The 19,250-nt window shown below is 66.2% G+C and carries 16 protein-coding genes; 7 read left to right on the top strand and 9 right to left on the bottom strand.

Annotation, left to right across the window (positions count from 1 at the left end):
- The first annotated feature begins 27 nt into the window (after positions 1-27).
- From hydA to ACVMIM_RS24495, 6 genes are read left to right on the top strand one after another with little or no spacing between them, the layout of a single operon-like run.
- A complete protein-coding gene (gene hydA / locus ACVMIM_RS24520; RefSeq protein ID WP_476115042.1) occupies positions 28-1,458 on the top strand; it encodes a dihydropyrimidinase in 1,431 nt (476 codons plus the stop codon).
- Positions 1,443-2,357: a nitrilase-related carbon-nitrogen hydrolase gene (locus ACVMIM_RS24515; protein ID WP_476115040.1), complete on the top strand. Its 915-nt coding sequence runs from the start codon at positions 1,443-1,445 to the stop codon at positions 2,355-2,357. Before hydA ends, ACVMIM_RS24515 begins: the two co-directional genes overlap by 16 nt.
- 43 nt (positions 2,358-2,400) lie before the next feature.
- The gene (locus ACVMIM_RS24510; RefSeq protein ID WP_476115038.1) at positions 2,401-3,690 is read left to right on the top strand and encodes a Coenzyme F420 hydrogenase/dehydrogenase, beta subunit C-terminal domain; all 1,290 of its coding nucleotides are present in this window, start codon (positions 2,401-2,403) and stop codon (positions 3,688-3,690) included.
- Positions 3,687-4,847, top strand: a complete 1,161-nt coding sequence (locus tag ACVMIM_RS24505; protein ID WP_476115036.1) for an NAD(P)/FAD-dependent oxidoreductase — start codon at positions 3,687-3,689, stop codon at positions 4,845-4,847. The genes ACVMIM_RS24510 and ACVMIM_RS24505 overlap by 4 nt, the downstream gene beginning before the upstream one ends.
- Positions 4,844-6,124, top strand: a complete 1,281-nt coding sequence (locus ACVMIM_RS24500; RefSeq protein WP_476115035.1) for a Zn-dependent hydrolase — start codon at positions 4,844-4,846, stop codon at positions 6,122-6,124. Before ACVMIM_RS24505 ends, ACVMIM_RS24500 begins: the two co-directional genes overlap by 4 nt.
- Entirely contained in the window at positions 6,121-6,786 is a 666-nt protein-coding gene (locus ACVMIM_RS24495) for a cysteine hydrolase family protein (RefSeq protein WP_476115034.1), read from the top strand. The genes ACVMIM_RS24500 and ACVMIM_RS24495 overlap by 4 nt, the downstream gene beginning before the upstream one ends.
- Here the strand turns inward: ACVMIM_RS24495 and ACVMIM_RS24490 are convergent.
- The 9 genes from ACVMIM_RS24490 to ACVMIM_RS24450 all read right to left on the bottom strand — a co-directional run bounded on the left by ACVMIM_RS24490 (position 6,771) and on the right by ACVMIM_RS24450 (position 18,182).
- Entirely contained in the window at positions 6,771-8,261 is a 1,491-nt protein-coding gene (locus ACVMIM_RS24490) for an N-acyl-D-amino-acid deacylase family protein (RefSeq protein WP_476115033.1), read from the bottom strand. The genes ACVMIM_RS24495 and ACVMIM_RS24490 overlap by 16 nt on opposite strands.
- 74 nt (positions 8,262-8,335) lie before the next feature.
- Positions 8,336-9,877: a trimethylamine methyltransferase family protein gene (locus ACVMIM_RS24485; protein WP_476115031.1), complete on the bottom strand. Its 1,542-nt coding sequence runs from the start codon at positions 9,875-9,877 to the stop codon at positions 8,336-8,338.
- Positions 9,878-9,951: 74 nt separating this feature from the next.
- A complete protein-coding gene (locus ACVMIM_RS24480; RefSeq protein WP_476115030.1) occupies positions 9,952-10,920 on the bottom strand; it encodes a D-2-hydroxyacid dehydrogenase in 969 nt (322 codons plus the stop codon).
- 7 nt (positions 10,921-10,927) lie between these two features.
- Positions 10,928-11,836 carry a dihydrodipicolinate synthase family protein gene (locus tag ACVMIM_RS24475; RefSeq protein ID WP_476115029.1) on the bottom strand — a complete coding sequence of 303 codons (909 nt, stop codon included), beginning with the start codon at positions 11,834-11,836 and terminating at the stop codon, positions 10,928-10,930.
- The gene (locus tag ACVMIM_RS24470) at positions 11,833-12,414 is read right to left on the bottom strand and encodes a hypothetical protein (RefSeq protein WP_476115028.1); all 582 of its coding nucleotides are present in this window, start codon (positions 12,412-12,414) and stop codon (positions 11,833-11,835) included. The genes ACVMIM_RS24475 and ACVMIM_RS24470 overlap by 4 nt, the downstream gene beginning before the upstream one ends.
- Positions 12,415-15,270, bottom strand: a complete 2,856-nt coding sequence (locus tag ACVMIM_RS24465; RefSeq protein WP_476115027.1) for a 2Fe-2S iron-sulfur cluster-binding protein — start codon at positions 15,268-15,270, stop codon at positions 12,415-12,417.
- Entirely contained in the window at positions 15,267-15,533 is a 267-nt protein-coding gene (locus ACVMIM_RS24460; protein ID WP_476115025.1) for a sarcosine oxidase subunit delta, read from the bottom strand. Before ACVMIM_RS24460 ends, ACVMIM_RS24465 begins: the two co-directional genes overlap by 4 nt.
- A 2-nt stretch (positions 15,534-15,535) precedes the next feature.
- The gene (locus ACVMIM_RS24455; protein ID WP_476115023.1) at positions 15,536-16,777 is read right to left on the bottom strand and encodes an FAD-dependent oxidoreductase; all 1,242 of its coding nucleotides are present in this window, start codon (positions 16,775-16,777) and stop codon (positions 15,536-15,538) included.
- A gap of 7 nt (positions 16,778-16,784) precedes the next feature.
- Positions 16,785-18,182 (bottom strand): MmgE/PrpD family protein, encoded by a 1,398-nt coding sequence (locus ACVMIM_RS24450; RefSeq protein WP_476115021.1) that lies wholly within the window; start codon positions 18,180-18,182, stop codon positions 16,785-16,787.
- 171 nt (positions 18,183-18,353) lie between these two features.
- Between ACVMIM_RS24450 and ACVMIM_RS24445 the strand changes: the two genes are divergently transcribed.
- Positions 18,354-19,247, top strand: a complete 894-nt coding sequence (locus tag ACVMIM_RS24445) for a LysR substrate-binding domain-containing protein (protein WP_278047895.1) — start codon at positions 18,354-18,356, stop codon at positions 19,245-19,247.
- Positions 19,248-19,250 lie beyond the last annotated feature (3 nt).

The raw sequence follows: 19,250 nt of genomic DNA, 5'->3' as shown, positions 1-19,250 counted from the left end.
AGGCCAATTTGATAGAAGAGCTGGCCAATGCATGAGCTGGTGATCAGAGGCGGGCGCGTGGCGCTCGATGACGGCTGGGCCGAATGCGACGTCGGTATCGACGACGGCCGCATCGCCGCCATCGGCAAGGGCCTCTCCGGCGAAAAGTCGATCGACGCCGGCGGCCGCTGGGTGATGCCCGGCGGCATCGACGCGCATTGCCATCTCGACCAGCCGGTCTGGGGTGGGGCGGGCAATGCCGACGACTTCTCTTCCGGCACGATCTCCGCGGCTTTCGGCGGCACCACCTGCATCGTGCCGTTCGGCATGCCCGGACAGGACATGACGACAATCGGCGCCATCGACCGCGCGCTGGAGCGCGCGGCGGGACGCGCCGTAATCGACTACGGGCTGCATGCCGTGGTCACCACGGGCACCGGCGCGGATGTCGAGGCCCAACTCGACCAGCTTGCCCAGCGTGGCATCGCCTCGGTCAAGCTGTTCATGACCTATCAGGGTTTTGCCGTCGACGACGATTTGTTCTTCAGGGTTCTCGATACGGCAAGGCGCCTCGGCTGGATCGTCATGGTACATGCCGAGAACGACGCCGCGATCCGCCGCACGCGCCAGCGGCTCATCGATCTCGGCCGCACCGACATTCGCTACCATGTGGTCGCCCATAGCGAGACGATGGAGCGCGAGGCGACGCATCGCGCGCTGGCGTTTGCCGAGATGACCGGCGCGCGGATGACCATCGTCCACGTCTCGTCCTGGCAGTCGGCCGAGGAGGTGGCGCGGGCGAAGGCACGGGGCGTCGATGCCATTGCCGAGACCTGTCCGCAATATCTCTTTCTCGGCGCTGCCGATCTCGACCGGCCGGCAATCGATGCGGCGCGCTTCGTGTTCTCGCCGCCGCCGCGCTCGCCGCGCAGCCATGAGCATCTGTGGCGAGAGCTGATCGGTGGCGGCATCGACCTCTGGTCGTCCGACCATTCGCCGTACTATTTCGCCGACAAGATCGGCCGTTCCGAAGCGCCCGGCTTCACCACGACGCTGAGCGGCATTCCCGGCATCGAGACACGCCTGCCGCTGCTGTTTTCGGAAGGGCTGGTCACCGGCCGGCTGACGCTCGAGCGCTATCTCGATCTCACCGCGCGCAATGCTGCCGCGATCTATGGCTTCGCCGATCGCAAGGGCAGCATCGCCGTCGGGCTCGACGCGGATTTGGCGCTGTGGGATCCGACGGCGCGCTGGACGCTCGGACACCAGGCGCTGCATTCGCGCGTCGATTTCACGCCCTATGAGGGCAGGGTTGTCACCGGCAAGCCGACCACCGTCCTGGTGCGTGGTGTGCCGGTGGTCGCCGACGGCAAGCTGCAGGCGGAGCCGGGCTTCGGGCGCTTCGTGGCGCGGACCGCCGCCGATCCGGCGCATCTCAGAAAACCAGTCGAGGATTGGACGCCATGGCTCGATGCCTGACCATCGCCGTTTGCCAGACCGGACCGATCCAGCGGAGCGCCACGCGCGCCGAGACGGTGGGGCGGCTGGTGCATCTGCTTGAGAAAGCCGCAGCCACCGGCGCCGAGATCGCGGTGTTTCCGGAAATGGCGCTCACCACGTTCTTCCCGCGCTGGTGCATCGACGACCAGGCCGAGATCGACGCCTTCTTCGAAACCTCGATGCCTGGCCCGGAGACGCAGCGGCTCTATGATGCCGCCGCGCGCCTGAAAGTCGGCTTCGCGCTTGGTTATTGCGAACTAACGCAGGAAGAGGGGCGCACGCGGCATTTCAACACGATGGATCTGGTCGGGCCGGACGGCGCCTTCATCGGCCGCTACCGCAAGATGCATGTGCCGGGGTCGAGCGAGCCGGAAGCGGGCACGACCACGCATCTCGAACGCCGTTACTTCGAACCGGGCAATCTCGGCTTTCCGGTGTTCGACTATCGTGGCGTGCGTGTCGGCCTTGCCATCTGCAACGACCGCCGCTGGCCGGAAACCTATCGGATGCTCTGCCTCAACGGCGCCGAGGTGGCACTGCTCGGCTACAACACGCCTCTGCTGCTCGACGAGGCGCCCGCGCTGGCGCATCTCCGAATGTTCCACAACCATTTGCCGATGCAGGCCGGGGCCTACCAGAACACGCTCTGGGTCGGCGCCGCTGCCAAGGCCGGGCTGGAGGACGGCCAGGCGCTGATCGGCGGCTCCTGCATCATCGCGCCGACCGGCGAGATCGCCGCGCAGGCGATGTCGCTCGACGACGAGGTCATCGTCCATCGCGCCGATCTCGACCTGATCGAGACTTGTCGCAAGGTGAATTTCAACTTCGCGCTTTACCGCCGTCCCGATCAGTACCGGCGCATTTCGGAACCGGTCTGAGATCGCGATGGGCCTGATCGAAACAAGCCGAAGCCAAAACACGATGCCCTGGACCGATCTGCTGACGCTGAGTGAGATCGTCGAGAACGGCCTCTGCATCGGTTGCGGCCTCTGCCGTTCGATCGCTGGTGCCGACGACGTCGACATGGTGATGACGCCGGAAGGGCGCGAGCGGCCGGTGGCGAGGCACGCCTTGGACAAGCCGATACTGGCAAAGATCAACGCCGTCTGCCCGGGAACGCGGATCGCCGGTCCGCCACCCGCGCAGATGAATGCGGCCGCGTTGGCGGACGCGGTCTGGGGACCGGTCGAACGGCTGGTGCTCGGTTCCGCCGGAGATCCCAGGGTGCGGTTCGTCGGTTCCGGCGGCGGGACGCTGACGGCGCTCGGGCAATTCCTGCTCGACACTGGCCGGGTCAAATTCGTGCTGCATGTCGCGGCCTCGCGCTCCATGCCGATGCGGACGGAACGCAAGCTGAGCTTCGACGCCGCTTCGGTGCTCGAAGGCGCCGGCTCGCGCTATGGCCCGGCGGCGACGCTGGTCGATTTCAGCGACATCCTCGATCGCGGCGAGCCGTTCGCGCTAATCGCCAAGCCCTGCGATATCACGGCGGTGCGCAACCTGGCGCGGCTCGACCGCCGCGTCGACGAGCATATGCGCTATGCGCTCGCCTTCGTCTGCGGCGGTGCTTCGGACCTGACGAAGTCGGAGCAGGTGCTGCAGCGTTTTGGCCTCAGCGAGGATGAGTTGTCTCTCTTCCGCTACCGAGGACACGGCAATCCGGGCCTCAACCGGATCGAAACCAAAGACGGCCGCGCCTTCGAGATCAGCTATCGGCAGCTCTGGGAAGACGAGGACAAATGGATGATCCAGCCGCGCTGTAAGATCTGTCCTGATGCCATCGGCCAGGTGGCGGATATCGCGGTATCGGATTCCTGGCTGAATGGCGGACCGGCGGTCGAAGACGAGCCGCTCAACGGTATCATCGTGCGAACGAAGCGTGGGTTGGAGCTGTTCGACGCGGCCGTCGAGGCGGGCGCCTTAGAGATCAAGCGGGAGAGCGGGATCGCCGAGATCAGCGAATTGCAATCGCATCAGGTGCGCAAACGGCGCGCCGTCTGGGCGCGGCTGACGGGCATGGCCATCGCCGGCAAGCCGGTGCCTTTTGTCGGCGACCTCGCATTGCGGGACTGTGCCTCGCAGAATTCGCTGGCCGACAATCTGGCTGAAGGGCGGGGCGCCCGCGATCGTGCGCGCCGCGGCCGGCTGGGCGAGCCGCCCGCCGTGCCGCGCAGCGTGGGGGGAACCGTATTGGCGGATGGGTGTCCATGAGCGAACAAACCGACGTGATCATCATCGGCGGCGGCATGGCCGGCGCCGGCGCTGCTTTTGAGATTTCGCGCGACAGGAAGGTCGTGCTGCTCGAGCGGGAGAGCCATTGCGGCTATCACACCACCGGCCGCTCGGCGGCAAGCTTCACCGAGAATTACGGCAATGGCGTCATCCGCCGCATCGTGCTCGCAAGCCGGGCCTTCCTGACCGAGCCGCCGACTGGTTTTTGCGATTATCCGCTGCTGAGCAGGCGCGGCATGATCACGGTGGCACGCGCCGATCAGCTCGAGCTGTTGCGCGAGGACCTTGCAGCCGCGCAGGCGCTCGTTCCCTCGATCGTCGCGATGACGCCGGCCAAGGCGATCGCGCGCGTGCCTGTGCTGCGCCGGGATTACCTGGCCGGTGCTTATATCGAACCGCATTCGATGGATATCGACGTCAACGGCCTGCACCAGGGTTTCTTGCGCGGCGCGCGGGCGCGCGGCGCGCGCATTGTTACTAAAGCCGGCGTGAGAGGCATCGGCAGGCAGGCTGGCCAATGGCGGGTCGAGACGGAAGCGGGCACATTCCTTGCACCGCTGATCGTCAATGCGGCCGGCGCCTGGGGCGACGAGATCGCGCTGATGGCGGGCGTGGGTCCGGTCGGCTTGCAGCCGAAGCGCCGCACCGCCTTCAATATTCCCGCACCTCCAGGTGTCGATATCACCGATTGGCCGCTGGTCAACGATGTCGGCGCGGAGTTCTATTTCAAGCCGGATGCCGGGCAGCTGTTCGTTTCTCCCGCCGATGCAACGCCGTCGGTGCCGATGGACGCCTTTGCGGAGGAGATTGATGTCGCGATCGGCGCCGAGCGTCTCGAACGGGCAACGACGATCGAGGTGCAGCGCGTGTCGCGCTCCTGGGCAGGCCTCAGGACGTTCGTCGCCGACGGGTCGCCGGTGGTCGGGCCGGATGACGAGTTTCACGATTTCGTCTGGCTGGTCGGGCAGGGCGGCTACGGCATCAAGACCTCGCCGGCGCTGTCGCGCGTCTGCGCCAGCCTGATCGCGGGTGGCGGCCTGCCGGACGATGTCGCAAGGCAGGGCGTTTCCTTGAACGATCTGACACCGCACCGGCTGCGCGGTGCCGAGGGGGAAGCTCGACAGGTCGCTTCATGAGCAATGCCGCACTGACGGCCGGCGGCAGGCTGGCCGGGCGTCTCCTGGAGACACTCGCGCAAGCCACGACCGACCCGCCTGGAATCACGCGCGTCGCTTACGGACTGGGTGAGCGCTTCGCCCACGATCTCGTACGTGAGGAGGCACAGAAGCTCGGCGCGGTCGCGCGCACCGACGCGGCCGGCAATCTCTATCTGACGCTCGGCGGCCGCGACCCTGACCTGCCGGCGATCGTCATCGGTTCGCATCTCGACAGCGTGCCGCATGGCGGCAATTTCGATGGCGCCGCCGGTGTCGCCGCCGGCCTGGCTGTGATGGCTGAGCTCGTCCGACAGGGCATACGATTGCAGCGCGATCTCATCGTGTTGGCGACTCGCGCCGAGGAAGCGGTCTGGTTTCCGCTCTCCTATCCCGGCAGCCAGGCGGTGCTTGGCCTGCTCGATCCGCAGGCGCTCGAAGCCAGGCGTTCCGATAGCGGCCGCACGCTCGCCGATCATATGCGTGAGGAGGGATTCGACCCGGATGCCGTGCGGCGTGGCGTTCCCGGCATCGATGCTGGCCGGATCGCGGCCTTCGTCGAAGTGCATATCGAGCAGGGACCGCGCCTGGTCGCCGCCGAAGCGGCGGTCGGCATCGTCACCGGGATTGCCGGCGGTTTCCGCTATGTCGACGCCAAATGCCTCGGCGCCTACGCCCATTCGGGCGCCGAGCCGCGTTTCGCCCGGCATGACAGTGTGCTCGGCTTTGCCGATCTGGTTGCGGGTCTCGAAGTGGAGTGGGACGCGCTCGAGCGCGAAGGGCATGAGGCCACCATCACCTTCGGCCGCGTGCAGTCCGATCCCACGCAGCATGGCGGCAGCCGGGTTCTGGGCGAGCTCGGCTTCACGCTCGATGTGCGCAGCGCCGAGGCGGCCGTTCTTGAGCGGGTCGAGGCGCGGCTTCAGGCGATTTTCGCAGAGGTGGGCGCCAAACGCGGCGTCACTTTCGAGTCCGGGCCGCGCTTCACCTGGGAGCCGGCGACGATGTCCCGGGATCTGCTCAGTAGGCTCGACCACGCCGCCACCGAACTGCAGATGCGGGCGCCGCATGTGCCGAGTGGGGCAGGGCACGATGCGGCGACCTTCGCCGGCGCAGGCATTCCGACCGCGATGCTCTTCGTTCGCAACGAGAACGGCAGCCATAACCCGCATGAGAGCATGGAGATCGCCGACCTCGATCAGGCGATCCGGCTGTTTTTGCGTTTCGTCACCGACTTCGATAACCCGGATCAGCCATGAACCTCGCCAAGACTGCCTTGCTCATCATCGACCTGCAGAACGAATATCGTCCCGGCGCGGCATGGCCGGTTGTCGGCTATGACACGGTGCTTGCCAACACCGCTGCGCTGATCGAAGCCGCCCGCAAGGCGGCCGTGCCGGTCATCCATGCACAGGCCTGGGTGAGGCCGGAGGAACGCGCCGGCTATGCGCGGCAGGAGGAGATACTCACCGAGGAATTCCGCTCCGCGGTGGCCGGCAGCGAAGGCGCTGCGATCTGCGCCGAGGTGGCGGCGGCATCCGGCGACATTGTCATCCACAAGCACTGGCCGAGCGCCTTTCGGCGGACCGATCTTTCGCAAAGGCTCGCCACGCTTGGTATCGAAAACCTTATGGTGGCCGGCGTGCTGACCGACAGCTGCGTGACCGCAAGCGTGTTCGATGCCGTCTATCAGGGCTTTCGCGTCTGGCTGGTCAAAGAAGCCTGCGGCAGCATGACGGAAGCCATGCATCGCACCGGCATGCTGGACATGGCGAACCGGCTCTATGGTGGCGGCATATTGCGCCTGCCCGAAGCCTTGAAGGCGCTGGCCGGCCAGTCCTTCGACGGCTGGCGCTGCACCCGGCCGGTGGAGTTCGCCTACACGCTGGAAAGCGTCGACCGCATTTACGAGGCGCTGTGATCGGCGCCGCAGCCGCATGGGCCTCTGACGATCGCCTTTGAAGCCGAGGGCTTGAGAACCGCGCCCGGCAGCGCTCCGGTGGCTCGGCCCTTGCGCCAGACCGATACGCCGTTCACGAAGACATGCTCGATACCGGCGGCCGGGCGGCGCGGCTCCTCGAAAGTGGCGGTGTCGATGATCGTCTCGGGATCGAAGATGACGAGGTCGGCGAAATTGCCTTCCGCCAGAATGCCGCGCTGCTCGATGCCGAATTCGCGCGCAGGCAGCCCGGTCATGCGGAACACGGCCTCTTCCAGGGTGAGTAACCCGATGTCACGCGCATAGTGCCCAAGCACGCGCGGAAATGTGCCCCACAAACGCGGATGCGGGTGGATGTCGTGCGGCAGGCCGTCCGAGCCGATCATGGTGCGCGGATGGGCAATGATGTTGCGGACGTCGTCCTCATCGAGCTGGAAGTAGACCGCGCCCGCCGGCAGCAGCCGCTCGCCGGCCTCGCGCTCGGTGCAGTCCCATTCGCGGGCGATATCGGCGATCTCGCGCCTCGCCATCTCCGGATGCGGATCGGACCAGGTGATGAGGATCTTCAGCCCGGTGTCGCAGCGCTCCAGCCGCAGCACCGTCGAGCTTGCGGCATAGGGGTAGACGTCCATGCCGATGTCCATCGTCTCGCGCGCCCGGTCGATCCTCTCCAGCGAGGGCCGGCTCTTGCCGCAATTGGCGCGGCCCGTGCACTGGTGGTGCGAGATGAAGAGCTTGCCGCCGGCATGATCGGCGATGTCGATCGCTTCCTCGATCGCCTCGTCCATCGTCTCGAAATAGTTGCGGGTGTGGGTGACATAGGGACCGCCGAGCTGCGCGGCGGTGGCCGCTAAAGCCTTGACCTCGTCGGTCGAGGAGTTGACGGCCGGCGGGTAGTCGAGCCCGGTGCTGAGGCCGAACGCGCCCTCGGCCATGGCCTCGGCGACCGCTTCCTGCATCGCCGCCGTTTCGGCTTCTTTGGCTGGACGGTCGGTCACCGGCATGCAGCGTTGGCGCAGAGTAGTGTGGCCGACAAGCAGGGCAGCGTTGGTGGCGATGCCGCGGCGCTTCAGTTCCGCGACATAATCGGCAAAACGGTCGAAGCGGAAATTCTCGCGGCCGCCGACCAGGGTGAAGGGCGGCGGCGGGGTCTTGTCGAGCAGCAGCGGCGCGAGGCTGACGCCGCAATTGCCGGCGATCACCGTCGTCACGCCCTGACTGATCTTCGGGTCCATGCCGCGCGGAGCAAGCAGCGCGCCGTCGTCATGGGTATGCACGTCGATGAAGCCGGGAGCCACCACCTTGCCCTTTGCATCGATCTCCTCGGTTGCCTGCGCGTCACCCAGCCGGCCGATGGCGGCGATGCGGTCGCCGGTGACTGCGATATCGGCCTCGAACGGCTTCGAGCCGTCACCTGCGATCAGCGCCGCGTGGCGGATGACGAGATCATAAGGCATCGAGCTGCTTTCAACTCTTTTGTTCGAGCATGATCTTTTCCGAAAACCCGGCTCCCACTTTTCGGAATCATGCTCTAAGCTTCCGGATTGGCCGCGATCTCCTCGCGGCGGCGCGCAACATAGGCGTCGAGCTCCTCGCGGATCGCGGGATCGATGACCGGCTCTTCGTAGTCGTGCAGCGCCTGCTGCCAGAGCTCGGTCGCCCGCTCTAGCGCGTCCTTGCCGCCGGCCTCCTGCCAGGCACCGTAGTTCTGCCAGTTGGACAGCATCGGCTGATAGAAGGCCGTTGTGTAGCGCGACATGGTGTGCTCGGCGCCGAAAAAATGGCCGCCGGCCGGCACCGACTTGATCGCTTCGAAGCCGAGGTCGTCCTCCTGGAACGGCAAGGGCCGCAGGAACTCCATCATGTTCTGCAGGATCTCGACGTCCAGCACCAGCTTCTCGTAGGACGCGGTCAGCCCGCCCTCCAGCCAGCCGGCCGCGTGATAGATCAGATTGGCGCCGCCCAGCACCGCGCCCCATGTCGCCATCTCGGTTTCGTAGGCCGCTTGCAGGTCGACGACGTTGGAGGCGTTGGCATTCGAGGTGCGGTAGGGCAGGTTGTAGCGGCGCGCCAATTGCCCGGCGATGATATTGGCCTTGGCGTTTTCCGGCGTGCCGAAGGCCGGCGCACCCGACTTCATGTCGACATTGGAGGTGAAGGCGCCATACATCACCGGCGTGCCGGGATTGACGAGCTGCGTCAGCGTCACGCCGAACAGCGCTTCGGCATTCTGCTGGCAGAGCGCCGCGGCAAGCGTCACCGGCGTCATCGCGCCCATCAGCGTGAAGGGCGTCACGGTCACCGGTTGGCCATGCTCGGCCATGGCGATCAGGCCTTCGGCCATCGCGTCGTCGAACAGGCGCGGCGAGTTGATCGAGATGATTGTCGTAACACCTGGCGAAGCGCGCATCTCCTCGACCGAGATGCCGCGCGCGATCGCCATCATGTTGATGCCGTCCATCGCCCTGGCGCGGCCGATCGCCGTGCAATGGAAGGAGAGATCGCTCAGCGTCAGATTGGCGTAATAGGTGTCAAGATGGCGGGAATTCGCCGGCAGCTCGATCGGCGCCACCACCTGGTTGCCGATGATATGGATGGCGTTGAAGTGGTGCGCCAGCCGGATGAAATTCTGGTAGTCGGGCAGGTTTCCTGGGCGGCGGCCGTTGATGCGGTCATGCACGTTGGGCGGACCGGCGACCAGCCCGAAGACCAGCGAAGTGCCGCCGAAATGGACCTGCTTGTCCGGATTGCGGCTGGTCAGCGTGAAGGAGGAGGGGACGTTGCGCAGCGCCTCGGTGACGATGCTCTCGTCGATGCGGATGGTCCGCTCCGTGCGATCGACGATGGCGCCGGCTTTAGCGAACAGGTCCATCACCTTCTCGCTCATGACCCGGATGCCGAGTTCCGACAGGATGCGCATCGAGGTCTTGTGCAGTTGCTCCATGCGCTCCTCGTCGAGCAACTGCATGGGCGGGTAGGGGTTTTTCACGCTCTGCCACGGCAGTTGCGCGATGCCGCCACCGCCGCGTCCGAGCTTCGATCTGCGGCCACCGCCGCGCCTGTCCTGTGACATCGGATCACTCCCCCTCGATTCTTGTTCTCGCAATTCCGGCGGAAAACCGCTGCGCACTTTTCCTGGAACTGCTTTCAATAGCCGCGTTCCGGATTGACCACGTTCTCCAGCGGCTCGCCTTTGCGGTAGCGCGCCAGATTGTCGGCGAACATGCGCACCGACTTGATGTCCCAGCCGTCATAGACCGCCGCGCAATGGGGCGTGACGGCGACGTTGTCGTAGCCCCAGAGCGGGTGCTCGGCCGGCAGCGGCTCGGTCGCGAAGACGTCGAGCGCCGCGCCCTTGATCCGCTTGCTGTCGAGCGCGCTGAGCAGTGCGGCTTCCTCGACGACGCCGCCGCGCGAAATGTCGATGAGGACAGCGGACGGCTTCATCGCGGCGAAGGCAGCCTCTCCAAGCAGGCCGCGCGTGGTCGGCAGCAGAGGCACGCAGCAGACGATGAAATCGGCGCGGCCGATCAGTGCCAGCAGTGCATCGGGGCCATGCACCTCGTCGAGCGACGGCATCGGCTTCGGTCGGGCGCGGATGCCCAGCGTGCTCATGCCCATCGCCTGCGCGCGGCGCGCGACGGCCTCGCCGGTCTTGCCGAGGCCGACGATTAAGACGGTCTTGCCCTCGATCGGCTCGACGCGGCCGCCGCCCCAATGGCGGGCCTGCTGCCGACGCTCGAAGCCACGCAGGTCGAGCGAGAAGGAGAGCATGGTGCCGAGCGCATATTCGGCCAGCATGCCGGCGGCGACACCGGCCGAATTCGTCACCGTCACATGCGCGGGATCCCAGCGGCCGAGATGATCGGTGCCGGAGCCGCCGATCGATACCCATTTGACTGTCGGGCTCTCGACGAGGGCCTGGCGCGGATAGCGCGGCGTGCCGTCAAAGCGGATTGAATAAACCACTTCCGCGGCAATCCGCTCGATCAGCGCGGGAAGGCCGGCATAGGTGTCGCAGGCATGGACATCGAGATCCGGGTGCGTCTCGGCGAGCACGGCAAGCGCGCCGGCCGGCTTGTCGGTGTGCAGGATGATTGTTGGGCGCGCCGACATCGCTGCCTCAATCGCGGCCGATATGGTCGGCTGCGCTGCCGAGGGCGGCAAGCAGCGCCTGGCCGCTTTCCAGCGTCGCGTTCTCATGCGGTGCGCGCAGATTCAGCCAGCGCCGGTCGCCGGACTTGACCGCAAGCACCGCCTTCATCGCCGGGATCAGCCCGGCATCCTGGATCACTTTCCGGAACGCCTTGACGGCGGCATCCGCCTCGGTCACGTCCTCGCCCTTCCGATCTGCGTCGTAGAGGCGGCGGATGGCGGCGGCGTTCAGATTGACGGTGGCCGAAATGCAGCCGGCCGCGCCGTTTGCCAGACCCTTGGTGAGCTGCGCCTCGGAGCTCGGAAAGACCGATATATCGGGCGCGGCGGCGATGACGGAAGCCGTGTTGTTCCAGTCGCCGGCGCTGTCCTTATAGGCCACGACCGTGTCCGGGAAAGCCTTGCTCAGCCTTGCCGTCAGCGCCGGGCTGACCGGCACACCGGAATTCTGCGGGATATGGTAGAGGATCACGCGCATCGAAGGTTTTGCCACCTTCTCGATCAGCTCGCTGTAATAGCGCGCCTGACCATTGTCGCCGGCCCCGGTGTAGAAGAAGGAGGGCAGCACCATGACCGCGGCGCAGCCGAGGGCCACAGCATGCGCCGACAATTCGACCGTTTCGGGAAGCGCGGTGACGCCGGTGCCGGGCATCAGCCGGTCCGGTGCGATGCCGGCCTCGACCAGCCATTCCAGCGCCTGCATGCGCTCGCGCAGCGACACCGACAGCGCTTCGCCCGTCGTGCCGAAGGGCGAGAGGAAATGCGCGCCTTGGCCGAGCACCCATTTGGCATGGGAGGTCCAGAGATCGCGCGCGATGCGGCCGTCGTCTTCGAACGGCGTCAGGATGGGAGCGATGGTTCCTTGCGGGCGGGTCATGGATGTCCTCTATGCTGGTGGCCGGCCACCGCCGCGACGGCGCGGGCGAAGTAGGCCGAAGCGGTGATGTCGAAGAGTATGTCGAAACCTGCCGGCGAACGGAACGTCACGGCTTCGATATGGCCGACGCGCGTCTGCGCGATATCATCGGCGCCGAATTTTTGCGGTCTCAAGTCCAGCGCGCAAAGGCCGCTCATCGCTTCGGCGAGGCGGGGACCGGAAAGCCGCATCCACGCCCAGCCTTCCTCGCGCCATGATGAGTAGCCTTTCGGCGCCACCGCGGTCAGCCAGGCGGCTTTGATCTGGGCGAGTGTCTCGCCGGCATTCTCGGCGAGAAACAGGATGTCCTCGTTACCGAGGCGCAGGACCCGCATGCCGCGATGGTCGCCGATGCGGTTGACGGCGGGGAGGGGAACGCCTTGCGCCGCGAGCCAGGCGGCGCTGCCGCCGCCTTTCAGACCGAAGCATGGCTTGCCGGTAAGATCGCTCAGCACGACCGCGCCGGAAATCAGCTTCGTGCCGTCGGCCGCGCCGCCGGGCATGAAGGGGTAGATGTGAGTCGCTGCGCCGGCGGTCATCTACATCTCCTGCCGCGCGTTGGTGGGATCGAAGAAGGCGTGGGCGACCACCGGCGCCTCGACCAGTTCGCCATCGCGGCACTTCACCGTCACGCGGCTGCCTTCGGCTTGGTCGTCGACATGAACATAGGCGAGCGCAATGTGTGCCTCGAGCGACGGCGAATATCCGATCGAGGTGATCTGGCCGACAGGTGCGCCTCCGCGCAGCACAAGGCAGCTTTCGCCGGGAATGTTGCGGGCGCCTGCGGGGAATTGTAGCCCGACCAGCTTGCGGGTCTGGCCGAGCCTTGCGCGCATCTCGATGGAGCGCTTGCCGACGAAGAACGGCTTCTTCTTCGAGACCGCCCAGCCGAAGCCCAGTTCGTCCGGCGTGGTGATCGCATCCGTGTCCTGGCCGATCAGGATGTGGCCTTTCTCCAGGCGCAAGATGCGCGATGCCTCCAGTCCGTAGGGGCGCAGACCGTGCGGCCGTCCGGCCGCCATCACCGCGTCCCAGAGACTGGGTGCCAGGCTCGAAGGGCAGTGCAATTCGTAGCTGAGCTCGCCGGTGAAGCCGATGCGCATCACGCGGACCGGAACACCGGCGACCATGCCGTCGCGGCCGCTGAGATAAGGGAAGGCGTCGCGGCTGAAATCGATGTCGCTGTCCAGCGCCTGAAGCACCAGGCGCGCCTTGGGTCCGGTGACGTTGAGGCCTGAGAACGCGCCGGTGAGGTTGAGCACGTCTACCTTCAGACGCCACTCGGCGTTCCAGAACAGCATGTCGGCATAGACGCGCGCGACGGCGCCGGTGGTCGCCGTGACGTAGAACTGGTCCTCGGCAATCCGGTAAGCGACGCCGTCATCGATCACCGAGCCCATCTCATTGAGCATCAGGCAATAGCGGACACGACCGACGGGTTGGTTGGCATGCGCCATGGTGTAGAGGCGGTCGAGAAATTCGCCGGCGTCCGGCCCGCGGATCTCCAGCTTGCCGAGCGTCGAGACGTCGAGCAGGCCGACGCCTTGGCGCACGGCGAGGATTTCCTCGCGGATAGCCTCCTGCGCGCTGTTTGCATCGCCGTAATAATAGGGTCGCCACCATGCGCCGACCGGTTTCATCGCGGCATTCAGCGCGATGTGCCGCGCATGCAGCGCCGTGCGGCGCTCCAGCGCTTCGTGGTGGCCGGCGAGCACGCCGAGCGTTTCCGGCCCCACCGGAGGACGCGCCGTGGTGATGCCGATTTCGCCGACGGTCCGGCCGGTTGCCTCGGCGACGATCCGGGCGGTCGCCAGGGCCGAATGGCGCCCCTGGCTCGGACCCATGCCGACGGTGGTGAAGCGCTTGACCAGCTCGATCTCGCGATAGCCGTCCTTGGTCGCGTTCTGCAGGTCCTTGACCTGCAGATCCTCGTCGAAGTCGACGAAGTCGCGTCCCTTGGGGTCCGCTACGATCTTCTGCACATAGCGTGGCCGGGCGGCCTTTGGTGTGACCGGAGGTTCCACCGTCGCTGCGTGGCCAAGTCGCGAAAGCGCGGTAGCAGCCGCGCGCCGGCCGCTGGCGATGGCGTCCTGCAGCTCGTCCGTTCCAGCGGCGGCTCCGGCGAGATGGACGGGACCTTGCGGAAGCGTGATCGTCATCATCTGCGTCCCGGCATCGTAGCCGACTTTGCCTCCGGCCTGGCAGGGCAACTGCCATGCCGGCGTCTGGCCGATCGAAACGGTCAGCAGGTCGCAGGCGATCCAGCTTCCGCCGATACGGACGCGGGCAAGGTGACGATTTCCAGCCGTGCCCTCCGCCACCTCGATGGTTGCGTCCTTGCGGATGGTAACGCTCCTGCCGCGGAGCTCGGCTTCCAGCGGACCGGCCTCGCCGGCCGATCTCGGATCGACAAGTTCGACGACCGATACGCCCGCGTCGAGCAGGTCGAGCGCCGTCCGGTAGCCGTCGTCGTTGGCGGCCAGCACCACCGCACTCTGGCCAGGCCGCACGCCATAGTGCCGGATCAGCCGTTGCGCAGCACCACCGAGCATGATCCCCGGCAGATCGTTGTTGCGGAAAACGGCCGGCTGCTCGATGGCGCCGGTCGCCAGGATCACCTCACGGGCGCGTGTCCGGTGGAGGCAGTCGCCCTCGATCAGCGGCAGCCAGTTGTCTTCGTACCAGCCATTGCAGACGGTGCCGGTCAGCAGCCGGAGATTGGGCAGCGCCTCTAGCCGCGACGCCAGGCCGGAGAGCACCGCCGGATCGTAGCGGCCGTAGCTCAGCGAGCCGCCGATCTCGGGATTCTCGTCGCACAGCATCACATCGGCGCCGGCCTCGGCGGCGGCGATCGCGGCGCTCAACCCCGCCGGACCGGCGCCGACGACGAGCAGGTCGCAATGCAGATGCGTCTTGTCGAAATGCCGGTGCGGCGCCTTGGTGTCGACCACGCCCAGGCCCGCTTTGCGGCGGATCATCGGCTCCCATAATTTCAGCCAGCTGTCGCGGCGCGGACCCATGAAAGTGCGATAGTAGAAGCCGACCGGCAGGAAGCGGCCGAACCTGTCCATGACCGCGTCGCGGTCGCGCTCGAGCGAGCCGTTGACGTTCTGCGCGCAGACCCGCAGCCCTTCGCTGATCGGCGTGCGCTCGGCGGCTGCGTTCGGCTCGGACGGCAGCTGCACCAGCGCGTTGGCGTCGGCTCCGGTCATCGACAGGATGCCGCGCGGGCGATGATGTTTGAACGAACGCGAGAGCACCCACTGGCCGGAGGCGGCGAGCGCGCTGGCGATGCTGTCGCCCTCATAGCCTTCGAAGGATTTGCCTTCGAAGCTGAAGCGGATAGGGCGGCTTCGGTCGATCCGGCTTCCGAGAGGGGCGGGCAGCCGGTTCATGCGCGTTCCCGCAGTTGCGAAGCGTCGAAGGTGCGGATGATCTCGTTGCTGACGAGATCGCGCTCGGCCAGGAAGAAATAATTGCTCGGCACGTGCCGCCACCACTCGACCACAATGCCCTTGCGGTTCTCGGCTCGGAACAGATGGCGCGACCATTCCCTGTCGGCGGTTGCTTCCGGATCGGGCCGCGCACGCACCGGGCCGAAAGACTGGAACTCGTCGATGTTGCGCGGGCCGTTCATGGGGCAGGTCAAAAGCTTCATCGTCAATGGCTCGCGGCGGTCGCGCCCATTTCGTTGAGCAGCCGGAAGGTCTCGAACCGCTCCAATGCAAATGGTTTCAGGATATCGGGCACGCGCCCTTCGGCGATTGTTTGCGCCATGCGCTTTCCCGCGACCGGCGTCGCCTTGAAGCCCCACGTGCCCCAGCCGCAGTCGAGCCACAGATTGGCGAGCGGGCTCGCGCCCATGATCGGGCTATAATCCGGCGTCATGTCGGTGATGCCGGCCCATTGCCTCAGCAGCCGCACGCCCTGCAGGAAGGGGAAGAGGTGGACGGCGCCTTCGGCGAGATGCTCCTTCATGTCGAGCGTCGAGCGCGTCGAATAGAGCTGGTATGGATCGGAACCGCCGCCGATGACGACCTCGCCGCGCGAGGACTGCACGAGATAGGTGTGCAGCGACACCGACGAGACCAGCGTGTGCAGCCAGGGCTTCAAAGGCTGGGTCACCATCGCCTGCAGCGGGTAGCAGCGGATCGGAAGCTCGACCCCGGCCATCAGCGCCACGTCATAGTTCATGCCGCCGGTGGCGATCAGCACCTGGCCGCAGGCGACGCGACCCCGGTTCGTCTTGACGGCCTGGACGCGGTCGCCGACGACCTCGAAGCCCTGCACCTCGGTGCGCTGGTGGATTTCGACGCCGCGCCGCGACGCCTGGGCGGCGTAGCCCCAGGCGACGGCGTCGTGGCGCGCCGTTCCGCCGTCGGCATGCCAGAGCCCGCCGAGGATTTCGAGCGCGCCGCCATAGTCCATGTTCAGAAGCGGGCAAAGCTCCTCGACGCCCTTCTGGTCGACGACCTCGGTGCGCGTGCCCATGTGCTTGCCCATCTCGGCGCGCATGTGAAAACTGCGCATCGTCGCCTCTGTGTGCGCCAGCGTGAGCTGGCCGCGCTGCGAGAACATGACGTTGAAGTCGAGCTCTTGCGAGAGCCGGTCGAACAGCTCGACGCCTTCCTTGTAGAAGGCGATACCTTCCGGCGTGACGTAGTTGGAGCGAATGGTGGTGGTGTTGCGCGCCGTGTTGCCGCCGGCAAGGTAGCCTTTCTCCAGCACCGCCACGCTCTTTATGCCGTGATATTTGGCAAGATGGTGCGCGCAGGACAATCCATGCCCGCCGCCGCCGATGATGACGACGTCGTAGGCCGGCTTCAACTCGGGCGTGGCCGGGATGTCGCCGCTGACCGGATAGTCCCTGCTGAGACCGTATTTCAGAAGTCTGAGGGGCATTGCGCGCTCAGCTCAAAGTCTTGGGAGGATCGTAGAGCAACGCGGAGAGATCGGAGAAGCGGCTGTCGCGATCATCGAGCGAGAGCACCACATCGCGGATCGCCGCGGCGCGGCCGGATCCGAGCACGGGCGCTGCGAACTCCATATATTTGGCCTCGACTTCCTGCTTGGTCATCGGCGCTTCGGGACCGCCGCGCGCATGCACGTCGCCCGACATCAGCACGCGTCCATCGTTGGTCGTGATGACGACGTCGGCCCAGCGACCGGCCGGGAAGCGGGCGCTGTGGCGCTCGCTCTCAGTCACCGTAATGCGGGTCAGCATGTCGGCGACCGCGGCGTCGGCGAGCCCGGAGCCGGAAATATGCTCCAGCCCAATGCGGTCATGAAGGATGAAGGTCGCGACGGCAAAGCGCAGGCTGTATTGCGCCTTCGAAGTCGTGTCCGGCATGCCGTCGAACAGTGTGGCGGCATAGTGGAAGCTGTTCACCTGGACATGCGCGATGTCGGACGGGGCGAGATTGTGCGCCAGGCTGAGCTGGCGCACCGCGTCGATCGCCGCATGCGCCCAGCGGCAGATCGGATAAGGCTTCACATATTGATGCAATGATTGCCAGAACACGCCGAGATCCTGCCAGTGCGTCGCGACGTCCGGCGCCTCGACGGTGATCGCCGGCGCTCCGGTGAAGCCGCGTTCGGCGAGCACCGCCGCCGAGAGGCCGACAAGAGCGCCGAGGCCGGAGCCGTCATGCAGCATGGTCGGCGTGGCGATCTCGCGCATCATCTGGCTGCGCGGGCCGTGATACTCGGCAATGCCGAGTGCCTCGCGCAATTGGGTTCCGTCGAGCCGCCGCAGTCGTGCCGCGACGGCGGCCACGCCCAACGCGTTCCAGGCGCCCGAGGTGTGATAGTCGCTCACCGTCGCATGCAAGGCGATGCCGGCACGGCCGGCGACTTCGTAGCCAACGACCAGGGACGCTAGCGCCTCCGGTCCGGTGAGGTCAGGCCTCGCCTCGGCGAGCGCGGCAAGCGCCGGCACGACCGCGACGCCGATATGGCCTTTGGTGGGACTGTAGCCGTCGTGGCCGTCGAGGTTGTCGGTCTGCGTGGCGACGGCGTAGGCCGCACCGGCAATGCTGGCGCGGCGCCCATCGAACAGCATGCGGGCCGAATATTGCGGATCGCTGGAACCATAGAGCAGGATCGCGGCGTCGCGGGCGATGCGGCCCGCTTCCATCGGTCCGGCCGCGATAGCGATGCCGAGCGTATCGAGCAGAAGGTAACGGGCCTGTTCCAGCACCGGTTGGGGGAAGACGGAAGCGGGACGCCGCAGCACGAAATCGGCCAGGCGCGTGAACGTATCAGAACGGACGACAGGCCCCTCACGCCGGTATGACGGCACAGCCACGCGCTTCTCTCCCCTGTCTCTTCACAACATCAATAAATTGGGTTCATCGCGCAGGCACGCGATTAGTTTGGCGGCTTTGACCAAAAATATTGATGCCATGTCGCTTGTCTGCGATTGAATGGCCGGTTTGTGCGTGCGATAGCTGTAGGAAACGCGCAGCAGGAGACCGGGATGAAGCCGCCGCCCCCCTTGAACTATATCCGCTCGTTCGAGAGCTCGGCCCGCCATTTAAGCTTCACCACGGCGGCCAAGGAGTTGGGCTACACGCAAGCCGCGGTCAGCACGCATGTGCGCGCGCTCGAGCATTATATCGGCCGGCAGCTGTTCATCCGCTATCCGCGCAGCCTGAAGCTGACCGAGATGGGAGAGGCATTCCTGCCGACCTTGCGCCAGGCGCTCGACCAGATCGACCAGGCGACCGAGGCGATCGTGGCTTCCTCGCGCAACCGGACGGTGGTCGTATCCTGCCCGATGAGCCTTGCGGAGAACTGGCTGGCGGGCTGCATGGCGGCCTTCCGCAAGAAGCACCCCGAGATAGAGATCGTGCTGCACGGCACGATCTGGGAGGACTTGAGCGAGCAGATCGCCGATATCACCATCTCGACGCGGCGTTTCGACGACCGGCCGCCTGCGGCGACCCCGCTCTGGAACGACGAATTGGTGCTGCTCTGCGCCCCCGGCATGCTTGACGGCGAACATGCGCTGAAGACGCCGCACGACATGCTCAAGGTGGACTGGATCTTCGTGCATGGCCGCCAGGAATACTGGCAGGTGGTGACCGAGGCGCTTGGCGTCGACCTGGAGGACCACGACAAGGGCCTGTCGACCAACGCCTCCAACATCGCGCTCGAGCTCGCCGCGATGGGAGCCGGCCTGGTCGCCACGCAGCGGTCGCTCGCGCATGCCTATATGCGCCGCGGGCTGCTCGTCGAGCCGTTTCCGGTGCGGCCGCCAAGTCCCTGGAATTACTATCTCACCGAGAGCCAGCTTTCGAAAGGAAACATCGCCCGCACGGTCAGGGAATGGATACTTTCCAGGGCCAGGGAAGACGCCGCGCGACCATAGTGT

Source organism: Mesorhizobium sp. USDA 4413, from assembly GCF_056280365.1.
Note: the sequence above shows the minus strand (reverse complement) of the source record. Positions and strands in the feature narration are given on the sequence as shown.